Consider the following 14,621-nt stretch of genomic DNA (forward strand, 5'->3'; position numbering starts at 1 on the left):
GGCGGGGGGTGGGGTGTGGGGTGTGGGCATGTGGGTCCCAATCGTTCTCACGCCGGCGGCTGTGGCAAGGGGGGACGTGCCGGGCTGTAACGGGGTCCATCCGGAAAGTGATCATGGCATATGTGGCGACTCGTTCAAAGATCGGCAACCAGCCATCGGCAAGCGTCCGGCAAGCGGAACGACAAGGAAGCGGCAAGCCGCGGCCCGATGACCGGCAAGCGTCCGCCAGCGTCCGGACAAGGGGGCCGCAAGGGGGCTGGCGCACGATGGCCGTCGGCTGCCCGCCGGCCCGGCCGACGCCCGTCGACAGGCCCGGGCGGGTACCTCGCACCGAATGACCACCACCTCGCGGACAGGAACGACATGCACTCAGAAGGCCACGTGGACGCGCCCGGCGCGAGGACCGGAAGGCCGGCTGCCGCTCCGGGCACGGCCTCGGCGCACCCGCGGCCGTGGCGTCCGGCGGCGCCGTAGCGCGGCGCGCGCTTTCAGGAGGACCCGCTCCGTGCCATCGCCTCCCCGCGCCGTACCCGCCCACGCCGAAGCCGGGCGACTTTTACGGAAATTGAGCTCCGCTGCCCCGGACCCGGCGGCCGTCGCCGACGCCACCGACCGTACGGAAGAACGCCGACACCCCCTCACACCGAGCGCGCGACCGGCCACCGCCCTGCCTTCTCCCCCACGGAACCAGGACCTGAGACATGAACCGGACACAGAAGATCCAGCAGTTCATCGAAGAGCGCTTCCTCGTCCAATTCGGCGGCGAGGTGACGGCCGACACCGACCTCTTCCAGGCGGGCGTCATCGACTCGTTCGGCTACATCCAGCTCATGTCCTTCATCGAGAACGACTTCGCGCTGCGCGACACGGACGACGAGCTGCTCTCCAACATTTTCGTTTCCCTGACGGACATCGACGCGTTCGTTGCCGGTCTGGCCGAAAATCATGCCCCCGCGGGCGAGGGGTGGTGAGGCGCGCCGTGTGCGGGCGCGCCCTGAGGTCCTCCCATGACCCACACGGAAACCGTTGACGAGACCCCGGCGACGCGGGCCGCCCACTTCCGCGCGGAGGCTGCCGCGCGGGGGATTCCGGCGGCGGAGGTGGCGGCGCACCTACGCGCCGCGGGCCGCCGAGCTGGGCTCCGCCGGGTCGCACGTCGTCGGATGCTGCCCGCACGGGCGCTTCCAGCACAGTTGGCGGGCCTCGTGCCACGGCCGGCCCGGTGGGTCCCGTCGGTCCTGCCGGTCCCGTCGGTCCCGCGCGCTCACCCCATGAACCCCTGCTCCCGCAGGATCGCGTCGATACGGGCCCGGTGGGCCGCCTCCCAGGCGTCGAGGGTTTCGTCCGCCTCCTTGGCCAGTTTCTTCCGGGCGTCGGCGAGCACCTGCTGCTGACGGTCCCCGGGCCCGGGGGTGACGACGACGCCCTCTTCGTCGGCCACCACGACGTCACCGGCGCGTACGGTCACGCCGCCGCACCGCACCGGGCCGTTGAGCGGCGCGACAGCCGCCTTCGAGCCGGGGATGGGGATGACACCACGGGCGAACACGGGGAAACCCGCCTCGCGTACCTCGCCGAGGTCACGGATCAGCCCGTCCGCCACGATGGCCGCCACCCCACGCCGCCGGGCCACGGCACAAACGTTTCCTCCGGCCAGCGCGTAGTCCAGGTCCCCCGACTCCACGACGATGACCGCACCCGGCTCCGCCCGGTGCACGGCCGCGTGCAGCATGAGGTTGTCACCCGGCGGACACCGCACGGTGAACGCGGGCCCGGCCACGCGCGGGACCGGGGACCACAGGGGCCGGATGCCGCTGTCCATGACCTGCTCGCGCCCCAGGAGGTCGGCGAGGGTGGTGGTGGGGACGGTCCGGAAGCCGGAGAAGTCGTTCATGGGTTCCTCTTCTACCGGCTCAAGTGGATCAACGCCAGGGATTCCGGGCGGCTTTCCCATCCTTTACGTCCTTTGCCATCGAGCTGCCGGTGCGGCCGCCACCCCTGTGAGTTGTCGGTACGGCCGCCGCACCGCACCCGTAATGTGATCACCGTGCCGCGGGTCCCGGGCGGGCCGGGCACCTCGACCACCCATCGCACCTACGGAGACACCGCCATGAACCTGCGCTGTGCCGTGCTCGACGACTACCAGGACATCGCCACGACCGCCGCCGACTGGAGCCCCGTCCAGGACCGGGTGGAGGTCACCGGCTTCACCCGGCACTTCGCCACCGAGGACGAACTGGCCGGGGCGCTGGCCGGTTTCGACATCGTCGTCACGCTGCGCGAGCGGGTGCCGTTCCCGGCGGGGCTGTTCGCCCGGCTGCCCCGGCTCAAGCTCCTCGTCGCCTCGGGCATGCGCAACTCCGTGATCGACTTCGCCGCGGCGGCGGAGCACGGCGTGACGGTGTGCGGTACGGCCAGTTCGTCCACCCCGCCCGTCGAACTGACCTGGGCGCTGCTCCTCGGCCTCGCCCGGGGCGTGGTCACCGAGCACAACGCGCTGCGCGCGGGCGGCCCCTGGCAGTCCACGGTCGGCGCCGACCTGCACGGCAAGCGGCTCGGCCTGCTCGGGCTCGGCAAGATCGGCAGCCGGGTGGCCCGGGTCGGCGCGGCGTTCGGCATGGACGTGGTGGCGTGGAGCCGGAACCTCACCGCGGAACGCGCCGAAGAGGTCGGCACCGGCCTCGCGCCGAGTCTGGAGGAACTGCTGCGCACCAGCGACTTCCTCTCCGTCCACCTGGCACTGAGCGACCGCACCCGAGGGCTGCTCGGCGCCCCCGAACTGGCCCTGCTCAAGCCGACCGCGTACCTGGTCAACACCTCGCGCGCGGCCATCGTCGACCAGGACGCCCTGCTCGCCGCGCTGCACGAGGGCCGGATCGCCGGCGCGGGCATCGACGTCTTCGACACCGAGCCGCTGCCCGCCGACCATCCGATGCGCACGGCACCACGGCTGCTGGCCACGCCGCACCTCGGCTACGTGTCCCAGGACAACTACCGTACGTATTACGGTCAGGCCGTCGAGGACATCGAGGCGTTTCTCAAGGGGGCGCCGATACGTCGGCTGGGGTGAGGACGGCCCAGCCGATGAGCACCCGTGCGGCCCGTGTCGCCAGCCCCTTGCCCACCGCCGACGGCTCCAGACGGCAGCCTGTTGTACGGCCCGATGAACTCCTACTCACACGCCCCGGGCGGCTGTGGCAGTGCCCGCAGCAGGACGGACACCGCGATGGCCAGCGCCAGACAGAAGGCCAGGGCGGCGGCCAGGGCAGGGCCGTACGCGCTCGGGTCGTGGTGCGCGGCGCCGCCCAGCGTGCCGTAGAAGATGACGCCGACGACGGCGACCCCGACCGAGCCGCCCACTTGCTGGCCGGTGGACAGGATGCCGGAGGCCATGCCGATCTCCGCGGGCCGTACGCGGGCGAGTACGGCGTTGAGCAGCGGCGTGACCAGCACACCGGTGCCCGCGCCGATCACCAGCAGGGGGACGACGAGGGACCGGGCGGTCAGCGCGGCCCCGGCGTGGAGGACGACGGCGACGGCGGTTGCGTGACCGAGGCCGAGGACGAGCGCCCCGGTCTGCAACAGGCGCCGCCCGTAACGGGCCAGGCGCCCGGCGACGAGGCTGCCGGCGAAGAAGGCCGCCGCGAAGGGCAGGTAGAAGGCGCCGGCGGCGAGGGTGCCCAGGCCGAGGCCGTCCTGCAGGGTGACGGACAGCACCAGGAAGAGGGAGTTGATCCCGAAGTACGTGAGCAGGACCAGCACCATGCCGACCGCGAAGGCGCGGGACCGCAGCAGGCGCAGCCGTACGAGCGGGGAACCGCCGCGTGCCTCCACCCGGCGTTCCACGCGCGCGAAGGCGACGAGGGCGAGTGCCCCCAGGGCCGGGCTGAGCCATGTCCACAGCGGCCAGCCGGCCTCCCGGCCCTCGACCAGCGGTACGACGAGGAGGAAGAGCGCGGGCGTCAGTACGGCCGTGCCGGCCAGGTCGAGGCGGTGGGCCTCCGGGGCCCGCGACTCGGGGACGAGGGCGGCCGCCAGGGCCAGCGTGAGCAGGCCGACGGGTACGTTCACCCAGAAGACCGGGCGCCAGGACGTACCGAAGAGGTCGGCGGAGACGAGCACCCCACCGAGGAGCTGCCCGGCGACCCCGGCCGTACCGATGACCGCGCCGAGCACACCGAACGCCCGCGCGCGCCGCTCCGGCGGCAGCAGCACCTGGACGGTCGAGAAGACCTGCGGGGACATCACGGCGGCACCGAGACCCTGGACGAGCCGCGCGCCGATCAGCGCCCCGGCGCCGGGCGCGGCAGCACAGGCCGCCGAAGCGAGCGTGAAGACGGCCATACCGATCAGGAAGCACCGTTTGCGGCCGATGAGGTCGCCGAGGCGGGCGCCGGTGATCAGGGCGACGGCGTAGGCGAGCTGATAGCCGGCGAGGACGAGCTGCACGTCCGCGTCGGAGGCGTGCAGGTCCTGCTGGATGGCCGGAGTGGCCACGAGGACGATGAAGGTGTCCAGTACGGCCACGAAGGTGCCGATGAGGACGACGGAGAGGGCGCGCCAGGGGGAGGGCGCGGTGCGGGCGTGGGCACGGACGTCGAATCCGGAGTCGGCCGGTGGCCTGGTGTACGTCATGATCTCGACCCTCGTCCGGGCCCGGACGGCGGTACAGAGGCCATTTATGCTGGTGGTGGCGGTACCCCCCTGTGCGGTCCGGAGTGCTGGGAGCGGCTGCGGCCGCCGCGGGAACACGCATCGCGCACGGGGACCGCGAGTGGGGGAGGACTGGGGAAGAAATGGGGGAGGACCGGAATGAGCGGGCGCGAAGCCAGGGGGAGCGGGGAGGGGACGGCGTCCGACGCGGCGGAACAGCGACGGGTCCTGGCCGCCTTCCTCCGCTCCCGCAGGGAACGCATCGCCCCCGGTGACGCGGGCCTCCCGGCAGGCCCGCGCCGCCGTACGCCCGGACTGCGCCGCGAGGAGGTCGCGACGCTGTCGGGTGTCAGTGTCACGTGGTACACGTGGCTCGAACAGGCCAGGGACATCACCGTCAGCCGCCAGGTCCTGCACAGCCTGGCCCGGGTCCTGTGCCTGTCCCCGGCCGAGACCCGGCACCTGTTCGCCCTGGCCGGACAGCCGTTGCCGGCACCTGCTGCGGCACAGGCCGGAGGCCGGACGTTGCAGCGGCTCGTGGACGCGCTCGACCCGCACCCGGCGTACGTGATCGCCGCCAACTGGGACCTGCTGGCCTGGAACCGCGCGGAAGCGGGCCTCATCGGCGACCCGGCGCACTGGGGCGATCCCGAACGCAATCTGCTGCGCCTGGTGTTCACCGATCCCCGTATCCGTACGCTGCTGGCCGACTGGCCCGACCAGGCCCGTACGCTGCTGGAGCAGTACCGCGCCGGCGCCGACCGGCACCCCGGCGACCCGGCGTTCACCCGTCTGACCGCCGACCTCCGCGAACGCAGCGCGGAATTCCGTACCTGGTGGGACACCCACGACATCGCCGAATTCCGACCCACCCGCCGCGTCTTCGACCACCCGCATCTGGGACGCCTGACCTTCGACTACGTCAAACTCACACCGGTCGACACCCCTGGGGTCACGCTGGTCTCCTGCATGCCGTCGGACGACGGGACGGCCGGGAAACTGGGGGAGTTGAGTGCGTACGCGGACGGCCTCGAAGCGGTTTCGCAACGGCGCGCCGAGGGCGCACCGAGCCCCCGGTGATCCCTTCTCGCCCACGGACAGCGCAACCCGCGCCGTAACACCCGTCCCCCTCACACGGCGGTACGCCGCACGCACTCCCCGACCACCGACCGCAGGTCCCCCGTCCGTCCCAGCAGTTCCCGTTGCACATGGGCCCCGTTGCCGCGGCCCAGCAGGGTGTCGAGGCCTTCCTTGGCGAGGGCCAGGTCGCCGGTGTCCTCCAGGGCCTCGCCGACGTGGTCGAGCAGGGCGCGGACCACGGCCTCGGCGGGGGCCGGGGTCCAGGTGAGCGGGTGGACGAGCCGGCCGGACAGGCCCGACCGGCCGGCCCGCCAGGTCGCCAGCCGCAGCAGACCGATCCCGGCGGAGTCCGGCGGCTCGCCCGCACGCCACGCGCGGGCCGCCGTCTCGACCAGCCCGCGGGTCAGCGCGGCGAGCAGTACCGTGTCGTCCGACTGCAGGCACACGTCGGCGACTCTGATCTCGACGGTGGGGTAGTGACGCGACAGCCGGGCATCGAAGTAGATCATGCCCTCGTCGATCAGGGTGCCGGTCGCCAGCATCTCCCGCACCCGCCGGTGGTAGTTCTCCGCGCACCCGAACGGCTCCATGGGCCCGGAGGACGGCCAGCGGCCCCACACCCGGCTGCGGTAGCTGCTGTACCGGGTGTCCTTGCCCTGCCAGAAAGGCGAGTTGGCGCTGAGCGCCAGCAGCGTCGGTAGCCAGGGGCGGATGCGGTCCAGTACGGCCACGCCCTCGTCGTCGGACTCCACGGACACGTGGATGTGGCAGCCGCAGGCCAGCTGCTCCTGCGCGGTACGGCCGAACTCCTCCTCCAGCCGCTGGTAGCGCTCGTCCACGCTGAGGGACGGCGTGACGGGCAGCGGAGAAGTGGCCAGGGCCACCAGTTCCGTACCGGCCCGGCGCGCCCGGCGCGCCGCCTCGCCACGCCAGCGCCCGACCTCCGCGGCCAGGTCCTCGATCAGCTTTCTGGGACGGGTGGCGATCTCCAGCTGCTCGCGGTGCAGTTCCTTGTCCAAGGTGGAATCGTGCGGAGTCGAGGCCAGCACGGTCCCGGCGACAGCTCGCGGCTCCCCTGAGTGCGGATCCACCAGGAGCAGTTCTTCTTCCACACCCACGCTCCGCATACGACAGCCTCTCTCGACCGGCGACGGTCAGCAGGACGGGCTTTCGGGCCTGCTGCCATAGGAGACGTTCGCGCGGCACGGCACAAGGGGTCGGGCGGCCACCGAGTGGCGTGATGAGAGCGGGGGTGTGACGCGGGCCGCCGGCCCCGAATGCGGAGGCCGGCATGCCGGCGGGGCCGTATGCCCGGCGCGGAGACCGGTCGGTTGGACATCGGTACGCGGCCGACTGGATCTGTTGTGATGGTGAGCGTGCCCGGGTTGTTCCGTGGAGGGGGGCGGGCTCATGCCGGTGCTGAGGACGAACGGGATCCGTCTCGCGTACGAGGAGTACGGGACCGGGGAACCGGTCGTGATGGTCACCGGTACCGGCGCGCCCGGACGGGTGTGGCGCGCGCACCAGGTGCCCGCCCTGACCGCGGCCGGATACCGGGTGATCACTTTCGACCACCGGGGTGTCGCGTCGAACGGGCAGCACGAACACCCCTTCACCCTCGACGACATGGCGGCCGACCTCGCCGGCCTCATCACCCACGTCAGCCCGGGGCCGTGCCGCGTCGTGGGCTTCTCACTGGGGTCGATCATCGTCCAGGAACTGCTTGTGGCCCGGCCCGAACTCGTCGGCCGGGCCGTGCTGATGGCGACCATCGGCCGGGCGGACACGCTGGTCGGCGCGATGGCGTCCGCCGAGATCGCCCTGTGCGACAGCGGAGCCGTCCTCCCGCCCCGGTACGCGGCCTACGTCCAGGCCCTGCAGTACCTGTCGGGGGAGACGCTCGGCGACGAGGAACGGCTCCGGGGCTGGCTGGACATCTTCGAGATGACGGCGGCGACCGATTTCACCGGTGTCCGCGGCCAATTGGGCCTCCAGGTGATCGAGGACCGGCGGCCCGCGTACCGGGCCATTCGGTGTCCGTGCCTGGTCATCGGATTCGGCGACGACCGTATCGTCCGCCCGCGGCTGGTGCGCGAGGTCGCCGAGTGCATTCCCGGCGCCGCGTACACCGAGCTGCCGGGGTGCGGCCATTACGGGTATCTGGAAAAGCCGGAGCTGGTGAATTCCGCCATTCTGGAATTCTTCGCGGGACGGCAGAAGGCCGAGCGGGTTTGAGCGGGCCGTACGCCCGGGCCCGCCCTCCGGGCCCTCGTGCGCCCGGGCCCGGCCCCCGGCCCACCCCTTCAGTTCCCCAGCATCGCCCGGATCCGCTTCTTGTCGGGCTTGCCCACCGGAGTCAGCGGGATCTCCGTAACCAGGTGCAGGGCGGAGGGCGCGTACATCGCGCCCTTGTGCCGGGTGACGAACTCCCGCACCCGGCCCAGGTCGAGCGGGCGTTGCGGTACGGGGACGATCGCGACGTGCACCTCTTCGCCGGCGTCCGGGCCGCGCACGCCGAACGCCGCGCAGTGGGCGATGTCCGGGTGGGTGAGCAGCAGGTCCTCCAGCTCGCTGGTGTAGACATGGCCGCCCACCACGATGATCATGTCCTTGAGCCGGTCGACGATGTGGAGATAGCCCTCGCGGTCGAGGTAGCCGAGGTCCCCGGTGTGCACCCACCCGTCGCGCAGCACCTGCGCGGTCAGTTCGGGCTGCTTCCAGTAGCCGGTCATGGCCTGGGCGGAGCGCACCCGGATCTCGCCCACCGCGCCGACGGGTACGGGGGTGCCGTGCTCGTCGTGGATCGCGACCTCGACGCCGGGGATCACCCGGCCGACCGTGGCCTGCCCGTCCCCGGACATCCTCGCGTGTTCGTCGGGGCCGATGGCGGTGACGTGGCCCGCCTCGGACTGGCCGTAGCCGCCGAACAGGACGGCGCCGAAGGCCTCGTGGGCCTGCCGCAGCCGTGCCGGCGAGGCGGCGCAGCCGCCGTAGGAGATCCGCCGGACACTGGACAGGTCGGTGCCGGCCAGCGCGGGGTGGTCGAGCAGGCGGTAGATCAGCGGGGGCAGCAGCCACAGGTGGGTGATCCGCTCGCGTTCGACCGCGGCGAGCACCCGGCCGGGGTCGAAGGCGTCCTGGAGGACCACCGAGCCGCCGGCCAGGAAGGTGGCGTCGGCGATGTTGCCCGCCACGTGGGCGAGGGTGGTGCAGGCCAGGAAGCGGGGCGGCTCGCCGGCGCCGACGGAGCCGAAGGCGAGCATGGCCTCGTAGGGGCCGTGCGGCATCCGGACACCCTTGGGGACGCCGGTGGTACCGCCGGTGTGGCGGATGCACCAGTCGTCCTCGGGGCGGGCCGCGCTCCGTACGGGGTGCGGCTCGTGCCGCGCGGCGCGCGCCAGCAGGTCCTGGCCGTGCGGTCCGGGGCCGAAGGAGAGGACGTACGGGGGCCGTGCGTGGGCCAGCAGGCTTTCGGCGGCCTCCGGCAGCTCCGGGTCGAGGAGCAGCAGCGCGGTGTCCACGCTCCGCGCGATGTGCGCGAGCGTCTCGGGGGCCATGCCCGGGTACAGGAAGACGGCGCGGGCGCCGAGCAGATTGGCCGCGTACCGGGCGGTGAGTGCCTCGGGCCGGTTGCCGGACAGCAGGGACACGGTGCTGCCGCGCCCGATTCCCCAGCCGCGCAATTCGCGCGCGATGCGGTGGACGGCGTCGCGGAATTCACCGGCGGTGATCTGCCGGCCGTCCGCCGTGGTGATGACGGGGCGGTCCGGTGCGGCGGACATGACGTCGAGAATCGATTCGACATAGGTGCGGAATACGGTCGTGGGGGAATTCACCTCTACGGCGGCGAGGTCGGTGCCGGTGGTCATGAAGTATTTCTCCCTACGGATGTAGGCGATTACTACTTCTCGGTAAGCTAACAACCGGTTGCCGTATGAAGGTGTCGTGCCGATGAACAGCGCGTGATGTCTGAAAAGTGGCTGGCGCGTCGCGCTTGCCTGTGCTGTACGGGTCTGCCGGGCGTGCGGTCACGCGTCCTGGGGCGGGACGGGCGTCGCCCGGTGGCAGTACGTCCGCCACGCCGTGCCCGTGCCGCCCCGCCCCTCACGACCGTCCGGAGCCGCCCCTCAGCTGTATGTCGACCTCGACCACCCCTTCGACCGCGCGGGCCAGCCGCGCGGCCACCGGTATGAGCGAGGTGTCGGCCAGGGTGCCGGAGAGGGTGACGATGCCCTCGCGGACCTCGACGGCCAGGTCGTGGGTGCGGTGGGCGAAGAGCTGGCCGACGACTGTGCGGCGGACCTCCTCGGCGATCTCCTCGTCCTCGCGGAGGAAGACCTTGAGCAGGTCGCTGCGGCTGACGACGCCTTCGAGCCGGCCGACGGCGTCCACCACCGGCATCCGTTTGATGCGGTACCAGGCCATGGTGCGCGCCGCCTGGGCCAGGGTCGCGTCCGCGTGCACGGTGACGGCGGGCGCGGTCATCAGCTCGTCGGCGGTGACGCCACCGGACTTGATCAGGGCGTCCAGGACGCGCATCTGCTCGATCCGCGAGGGCGTGTGGTCGCGGAACTCCTCCTTGGGCAGCAGGTCCGCCTCGGACACCACGCCGACCACCCGTCCCTCGCCCTCGACAACGGGCAGGGCGCTGACCTTCCACTGTTCCATCGTGCGGACGATCTCCTTGAACGGGGCGGCGCGGCCGATGCTGATCACGGTGCGGGTCATCACGTCGCCGACGGTGCGGAGGCTGTTCCCTTGCGTCGCGGGCTCCTGCATCACGGACTCCTTCAGCGCGGGCTCTTCCCCCAGGGTTGTGCCTCGCGGGCCCGTGCACCACACACCGTCCCGGCCGGATCCCGGCGGTCGGTACCTGTGTCCGGGCCCCGGGCGCCCGACCGGGGCCCGGACACAGGAGGCCGGTCAGCGCACTCCGCTGCCGTACGGTCCGTACAGGTCCAGCAGCCGGGTCCGCGCGCACCGCAGCCGGTCGCCGATCACCTCGGCGTACATGAGCACGAGCGCGTGACCGAGCACCGGGTCCTCGTGGCACAGGGCCCGTACGTCCTGGGCGTCGAACTCCCAGGCCCGTACCGGGCTCAGCGTCTCCGCGCCCAGCTGCCAGCTGTACGGCGGGAAGAGCCAGGACCAGCCCAGCGGGTCGCCCGGGTGCAGCGTCTCGACCACCGCGGCGCGGCGGCCCGGCACCCGGATGTCGAGCTGGACCGCTCCGGTCCGCACGATCCAGAAGCGGTCGGCCCTGCGGCCCTCCTCGAAGATGCGCACGCCGGCCGGGAAGGAGACCTCCCGCGCCCGTGCCATCAGCCGCTCGCGGTGTTCCGCCGGCAGCGCACCGAGCCGTCCGGTCATCGTCCTCACCGCTCCACCTCCGCTTCCTCCGCGGCGCCGGCGCCCGCGGCCGTCCGGGGCGGGCCGTCGGGCACCGGCAGATCCCATGCCATCAGGCTCCGCCGCGTGCGGCCGCCCCGGCAGGGGCCGATCAGCCCTGCGGCACTGCCGAACAGCCCTCCGCGTGTCAAGCCCTCCGCGTTTCACAGGAGTTCTCCCGGCTCCGCTATGCCGACGCGGCGCCCTCACACGGTGCCGCGGGCCGGACGACCCGCCCGCCCCGCAGCAGATGCACGGTGTCCGTGTAGGCGGCGATCAGGCCGACTTCGTGGCTGACGAGGACGAGGGTCAGCCGGCGCGCGGCGCGCAGGTGGGCGAGGAGGTCCAGGACCGCGGTGGCGGACGCCGGGTCGAGGGCGGAGGTGACCTCGTCGCACAGGAGGAGGTCCGGTTCGGTGGCCAGGGCGCGGGCAATGGAGGCGCGCTGGCGCTGTCCGCCGGAGAGTTCGTGGGGATAGCGGCCGGCGAAGTCACCGGGCAGGCCGACGGCATCGAGGAGGCTGCCGACCCGGGCGGGCATGTCCCGCGCGCCGACGATGCGGTGGAGTCGCAGGGGACGGCTGAGGGTGGCGCCGATGGTGCGGGCCGGATTAAGGGCGCCGAGCGGGTTCTGCGGGACGAGCTGGATGCGCCGCTGCTGGTCGCGGCTGCGTTTGCGTACGGGCGTGGGCAGGAGCCGGCCGTCCCAGGTGAGGGTGCCGGACTGCGCCGTCTGGAGGCCCGCGAGGGTCCGCAGGAGGGTGGTCTTGCCGCAGCCGGAAGGGCCGGTGATGCCGGTCGCGGAGCCGGTGGGGGCGTGGAAGTCGGCGCCTGCCAGGGCCTGGTGGGTGTGGCCCCGGTGGGTGAAGGCGACGTGCAGATTCTCGGCGCGCAGGCCTTGGGGAGGTGCTGCGGGCTTCTCGGGCGGCAGGTCGGAGGAAGCCGGGCGGCTCGCGGCGGGGAGCGCCGTGGCGGGTGGGGCGTATGGGGCGTCAGGTCCGTACAGTTCGCCAGGTGCGTACGGGGCGGCCCCGCCGGCCAGGGCGACCACCGTATCGGCGCAGCTCTCGGCAACGTAAGGATCATGGCCGGCCAGCACGACGGCGAGACCGTGCCCGGTGGCGAGCCGGCGCAGGAGCGCGGTGATCTCGTCGCGCAGGGCGGCGTCCAGCCCCGCGGTGGGCTCGTCCAGCAGCAGTACCTCGGGCCGCCGGGCCAGAGCGCGGGCCAGCGCGAGCCGCCGCTGCTGGCCGCCGGACAGTGCGCCGGGCCGGTGGTGGGCGAGCGAACCGGGCAAGTGGCAGTCGGCCATGACCCGTTCGATCGCCTCCGGCGAACGGTCGGCGGCCAGTTCGGCGATCAGGCGCCGGGCCGTCATCCGGGGGTTGAGGGCGGAGCCCGGGTCCTGGCCGACGTAGGCGACATGCCGGCGGCGCAGGGTCCGCAGCGCGGCGGGCGCGAGCGTGAACACATCCCGGCCCAGCACCTCGACGCTGCCGGAGGTGACGCGCGCGCCGTACGGGAGGTCGCCGACGACGGCGTGCAGAAGCGTCGTCTTGCCGGAGCCGGACGGCCCGGTGAGGGCGGTGATCCGGCCGCGCCGCAGGGTCAGGGCGGTGCGGCGCAGCAGCACGGGCCCCGCGCCGAGGCTGATTTCGAGGTCGGTGACCGTCACGGGCGGCGGGGAGTCGGTCGGGGCCAAAGCGGTGTCCTCCAGAGGCGGGCGCGGGACGGCCGGGGTCATCGCAGGGCGGCCCTGCGGGCGGTGGCGGGTGCCAGGGCGCCGGCGGCGAGGTTGACGCCGACGGCGAGCAGCCCGATGGCCAGGCCGGGCGCGAGGACCGCCCAGGGGTTGAGGAGGATGCCGGGGCCGTTCTCGCGGATCATCAGCGCCCAGTCGGCCTCCGGGGGACGGGGGCCGAGCTGGAGGAAGCCGGCCATGGCGATGACGTACACCGCCTCCACGAAGCGCAGCCCGAACAGCGCCAGCACGGTGGCGCGCAGGTTGGGCAGGATCTCGCGCAGCGCCAGGTGGACCAGGCGTTCACCGCTCGCGGCGGCCGCCTCCACGAAGCCGGTGGCGGCGAGCGGGGCCGCCGCTCCGGCGACGATCCGTACGGCGTACGGGGTCCCCAGCGCGACGGCGGCCACGCTGATCGCGAGCCGGCCGCCGCCGGGCCAGGCCAGCGCGAGGAGCATGATGCCCAGCACCGACGGCAGCAGGATCGCGGTGTCCGCCGCGCGTTCGACCAGCCACCCCAGCCGCGGGCCGAGCACGGCGAAGCAGCCGAGCAGGGTCGCCAGGAAGGTGACCACGGCGGCCACCACCAGCGCGCTTCCGATCAGCGCGCTCCCGCCGTGCAGCAGCCGGCTGAGCACGTCCCGGCCGAGCTGGTCCCCGCCCAGCGGCGCGCCGCCCGTCCCCGCTTCCCCGTACGGGGCGGTGACCGGCCGGTCCACCGGGTGCGCGGCGAGCAGCGGACCGGTCAGCGCCACCAGGATCAGCAGGGCGGCGGGGACGGCGGGTGCGGCGGTACGCAGCCACGGCCGGGCGCCCACCGCGACGGTGCTCATGAGCGGGCTCCCAGCGTGCGCGCCCGTATCAGGTCGGCCAGCAGGAGGACGACGGTGATCAGGGCGGCCGAGCAGGCGACGACGGCCGCGATGACCGGGGTGTCCCGGTCGGCGACGGCTCCGGCCAGTACCGTGCCGATGCCGGGGTAGTTGAAGAGGGTTTCCACGACGACGGTGCCGCCGAGCAGCATGCCGGTGGAGGTGGCCACGCCCGTCGCGATGGCGGGCCAGGCGCCCGGCAGCGCGTGCCGTAGCAGCACCTGCCGGGTGGGCAGCCCGTCCAGGCGGGCCGCCGCCACATGCGGGGCCGCGGCTTGGTCGGCGAGGGCGCCGCGGACGATACGGGTGTTCCAGCCGGTCTGCGGAACGGTCAGGGCCAGCACCGGCATCACCAGCATGCTCCACCGGGCGGGCGCCCCGTCGGCTCCGGTGACGGTGGCGGCCGGCAGCCAGCCCGTCCACAGCGACAGCACCAGCAACAGACCGACGGCGACCACGAATTCGGGCAGTGCGAAGGCGGCGGTCGAGGTCAGGTCCACCACCCGGTCCACGACGCCCTTCGGGCGGGCGGCGGCCCAGGTGCCCAGGGCGAGCGCGGCGAGGACGGTCAGGACGAACGCGGTGGAGGCCAGCAGGATGGTGTTGGGCAGCGGCGCGGCGAGCAGGTCGGAGACGCGTTCGCCGCGCGCCGAGGTACCGAGGTCACCGGTGGGCAGCGCCGTGATCCAGTCCCGGAAGCGCTCCCACACCGGCCGGTCCAGGCCGAGCAGATGACGGCGCGCGGCGACTCCGGCGGCGCCCTCGCCGCGTTCGGATGTGGCGGTGGCCGCGTCGCCCGGCAGCAGCTCGATCGCGGCGAACACCACCGCGAGCAGCACCACCAGCATCGCGACGCGCTTGGCCAGTACGGCCGCCGGCCGCGCGGC

At 73.1% G+C, this 14,621-nt stretch carries 13 protein-coding genes; 4 read left to right on the top strand and 9 right to left on the bottom strand.

All coding sequences use genetic code 11. From position 1 onward, the window contains the following. Window positions 1-701 precede the first annotated feature (701 nt). Window positions 702-971: an acyl carrier protein gene (locus IH45_RS0108220; RefSeq protein WP_030663681.1), complete on the top strand. Its 270-nt coding sequence runs from the start codon at window positions 702-704 to the stop codon at window positions 969-971. Between the two features lie 293 nt (window positions 972-1,264). Here IH45_RS0108220 and IH45_RS0108225 read toward each other — a convergent pair whose 3' ends face one another. Continuing rightward, window positions 1,265-1,894, bottom strand: coding sequence for an RraA family protein (locus IH45_RS0108225; RefSeq protein WP_030663684.1), 630 nt, complete (start codon window positions 1,892-1,894; stop codon window positions 1,265-1,267). A 216-nt stretch (window positions 1,895-2,110) separates the two neighbouring features. Between IH45_RS0108225 and IH45_RS0108230 the strand changes: the two genes are divergently transcribed. After that, complete coding sequence (locus IH45_RS0108230; RefSeq protein ID WP_030663687.1) at window positions 2,111-3,070, top strand: D-2-hydroxyacid dehydrogenase family protein; 960 nt, start codon at window positions 2,111-2,113, stop codon at window positions 3,068-3,070. Window positions 3,071-3,171: 101 nt separating this feature from the next. Here the strand turns inward: IH45_RS0108230 and IH45_RS0108235 are convergent, their stop codons facing one another. Further along, the gene (locus IH45_RS0108235; RefSeq protein WP_030663690.1) at window positions 3,172-4,635 is read right to left on the bottom strand and encodes an MFS transporter; all 1,464 of its coding nucleotides are present in this window, start codon (window positions 4,633-4,635) and stop codon (window positions 3,172-3,174) included. Between the two features lie 177 nt (window positions 4,636-4,812). Here IH45_RS0108235 and IH45_RS0108240 point away from each other — a divergent pair, with 177 nt between their 5' ends. After that, complete coding sequence (locus IH45_RS0108240; protein WP_030663694.1) at window positions 4,813-5,733, top strand: helix-turn-helix transcriptional regulator; 921 nt, start codon at window positions 4,813-4,815, stop codon at window positions 5,731-5,733. Window positions 5,734-5,783: 50 nt separating this feature from the next. Here the strand turns inward: IH45_RS0108240 and IH45_RS0108245 are convergent, their stop codons facing one another. Next, window positions 5,784-6,860 (bottom strand): glutamate--cysteine ligase 2, encoded by a 1,077-nt coding sequence (locus tag IH45_RS0108245; protein ID WP_030663697.1) that lies wholly within the window; start codon window positions 6,858-6,860, stop codon window positions 5,784-5,786. 283 nt (window positions 6,861-7,143) lie between these two features. Here IH45_RS0108245 and IH45_RS0108250 point away from each other — a divergent pair, with 283 nt between their 5' ends. Then, window positions 7,144-7,968, top strand: coding sequence for an alpha/beta fold hydrolase (locus tag IH45_RS0108250; protein WP_030663700.1), 825 nt, complete (start codon window positions 7,144-7,146; stop codon window positions 7,966-7,968). A 68-nt stretch (window positions 7,969-8,036) separates the two neighbouring features. Here IH45_RS0108250 and IH45_RS0108255 read toward each other — a convergent pair whose 3' ends face one another. The 6 genes from IH45_RS0108255 to IH45_RS0108285 all read right to left on the bottom strand — a co-directional run bounded on the left by IH45_RS0108255 (window position 8,037) and on the right by IH45_RS0108285 (window position 14,582). Then, the gene (locus IH45_RS0108255; protein ID WP_050514639.1) at window positions 8,037-9,602 is read right to left on the bottom strand and encodes an AMP-binding protein; all 1,566 of its coding nucleotides are present in this window, start codon (window positions 9,600-9,602) and stop codon (window positions 8,037-8,039) included. A 235-nt stretch (window positions 9,603-9,837) separates the two neighbouring features. After that, a complete protein-coding gene (locus IH45_RS0108260) occupies window positions 9,838-10,512 on the bottom strand; it encodes a CBS domain-containing protein (RefSeq protein WP_050514640.1) in 675 nt (224 codons plus the stop codon). Window positions 10,513-10,656: 144 nt separating this feature from the next. Then, window positions 10,657-11,103 (bottom strand): cyclic nucleotide-binding domain-containing protein, encoded by a 447-nt coding sequence (locus IH45_RS0108265; protein ID WP_030663706.1) that lies wholly within the window; start codon window positions 11,101-11,103, stop codon window positions 10,657-10,659. A gap of 205 nt (window positions 11,104-11,308) precedes the next feature. Then, window positions 11,309-12,823, bottom strand: a complete 1,515-nt coding sequence (locus tag IH45_RS0108275) for an ABC transporter ATP-binding protein (RefSeq protein ID WP_234440461.1) — start codon at window positions 12,821-12,823, stop codon at window positions 11,309-11,311. Window positions 12,824-12,861: 38 nt separating this feature from the next. Further along, window positions 12,862-13,695, bottom strand: coding sequence for an ABC transporter permease (locus IH45_RS0108280; protein ID WP_078897349.1), 834 nt, complete (start codon window positions 13,693-13,695; stop codon window positions 12,862-12,864). Further along, window positions 13,692-14,582 carry an ABC transporter permease gene (locus IH45_RS0108285; protein WP_032917008.1) on the bottom strand — a complete coding sequence of 297 codons (891 nt, stop codon included), beginning with the start codon at window positions 14,580-14,582 and terminating at the stop codon, window positions 13,692-13,694. The genes IH45_RS0108280 and IH45_RS0108285 overlap by 4 nt, the downstream gene beginning before the upstream one ends. Window positions 14,583-14,621 lie beyond the last annotated feature (39 nt).

The sequence above is a fragment of the Streptomyces rimosus subsp. rimosus genome, from assembly GCF_000720725.1.
Taxonomy (GTDB): Bacteria; Actinomycetota; Actinomycetes; order Streptomycetales; family Streptomycetaceae; genus Streptomyces; species Streptomyces rimosus_A.

Excerpts from the sequence above, each read along its gene's own strand:
- IH45_RS0108220 (WP_030663681.1), top strand. The coding sequence starts at position 702 with ATGAACCGGACACAGAAGATCCAGCAGTTCATCGAAGAGCGCTTCCTC.
- IH45_RS0108225 (WP_030663684.1), bottom strand. The coding sequence starts at position 1,894 with ATGAACGACTTCTCCGGCTTCCGGACCGTCCCCACCACCACCCTCGCC.
- IH45_RS0108230 (WP_030663687.1), top strand. The coding sequence starts at position 2,111 with ATGAACCTGCGCTGTGCCGTGCTCGACGACTACCAGGACATCGCCACG.
- IH45_RS0108235 (WP_030663690.1), bottom strand. The coding sequence starts at position 4,635 with ATGACGTACACCAGGCCACCGGCCGACTCCGGATTCGACGTCCGTGCC.
- IH45_RS0108240 (WP_030663694.1), top strand. The coding sequence starts at position 4,813 with ATGAGCGGGCGCGAAGCCAGGGGGAGCGGGGAGGGGACGGCGTCCGAC.
- IH45_RS0108245 (WP_030663697.1), bottom strand. The coding sequence starts at position 6,860 with ATGCGGAGCGTGGGTGTGGAAGAAGAACTGCTCCTGGTGGATCCGCAC.
- IH45_RS0108250 (WP_030663700.1), top strand. The coding sequence starts at position 7,144 with ATGCCGGTGCTGAGGACGAACGGGATCCGTCTCGCGTACGAGGAGTAC.
- IH45_RS0108255 (WP_050514639.1), bottom strand. The coding sequence starts at position 9,602 with ATGACCACCGGCACCGACCTCGCCGCCGTAGAGGTGAATTCCCCCACG.
- IH45_RS0108260 (WP_050514640.1), bottom strand. The coding sequence starts at position 10,512 with ATGCAGGAGCCCGCGACGCAAGGGAACAGCCTCCGCACCGTCGGCGAC.
- IH45_RS0108265 (WP_030663706.1), bottom strand. The coding sequence starts at position 11,103 with ATGACCGGACGGCTCGGTGCGCTGCCGGCGGAACACCGCGAGCGGCTG.
- IH45_RS0108280 (WP_078897349.1), bottom strand. The coding sequence starts at position 13,695 with ATGAGCACCGTCGCGGTGGGCGCCCGGCCGTGGCTGCGTACCGCCGCA.
- IH45_RS0108285 (WP_032917008.1), bottom strand. The coding sequence starts at position 14,582 with ATGCTGGTGGTGCTGCTCGCGGTGGTGTTCGCCGCGATCGAGCTGCTG.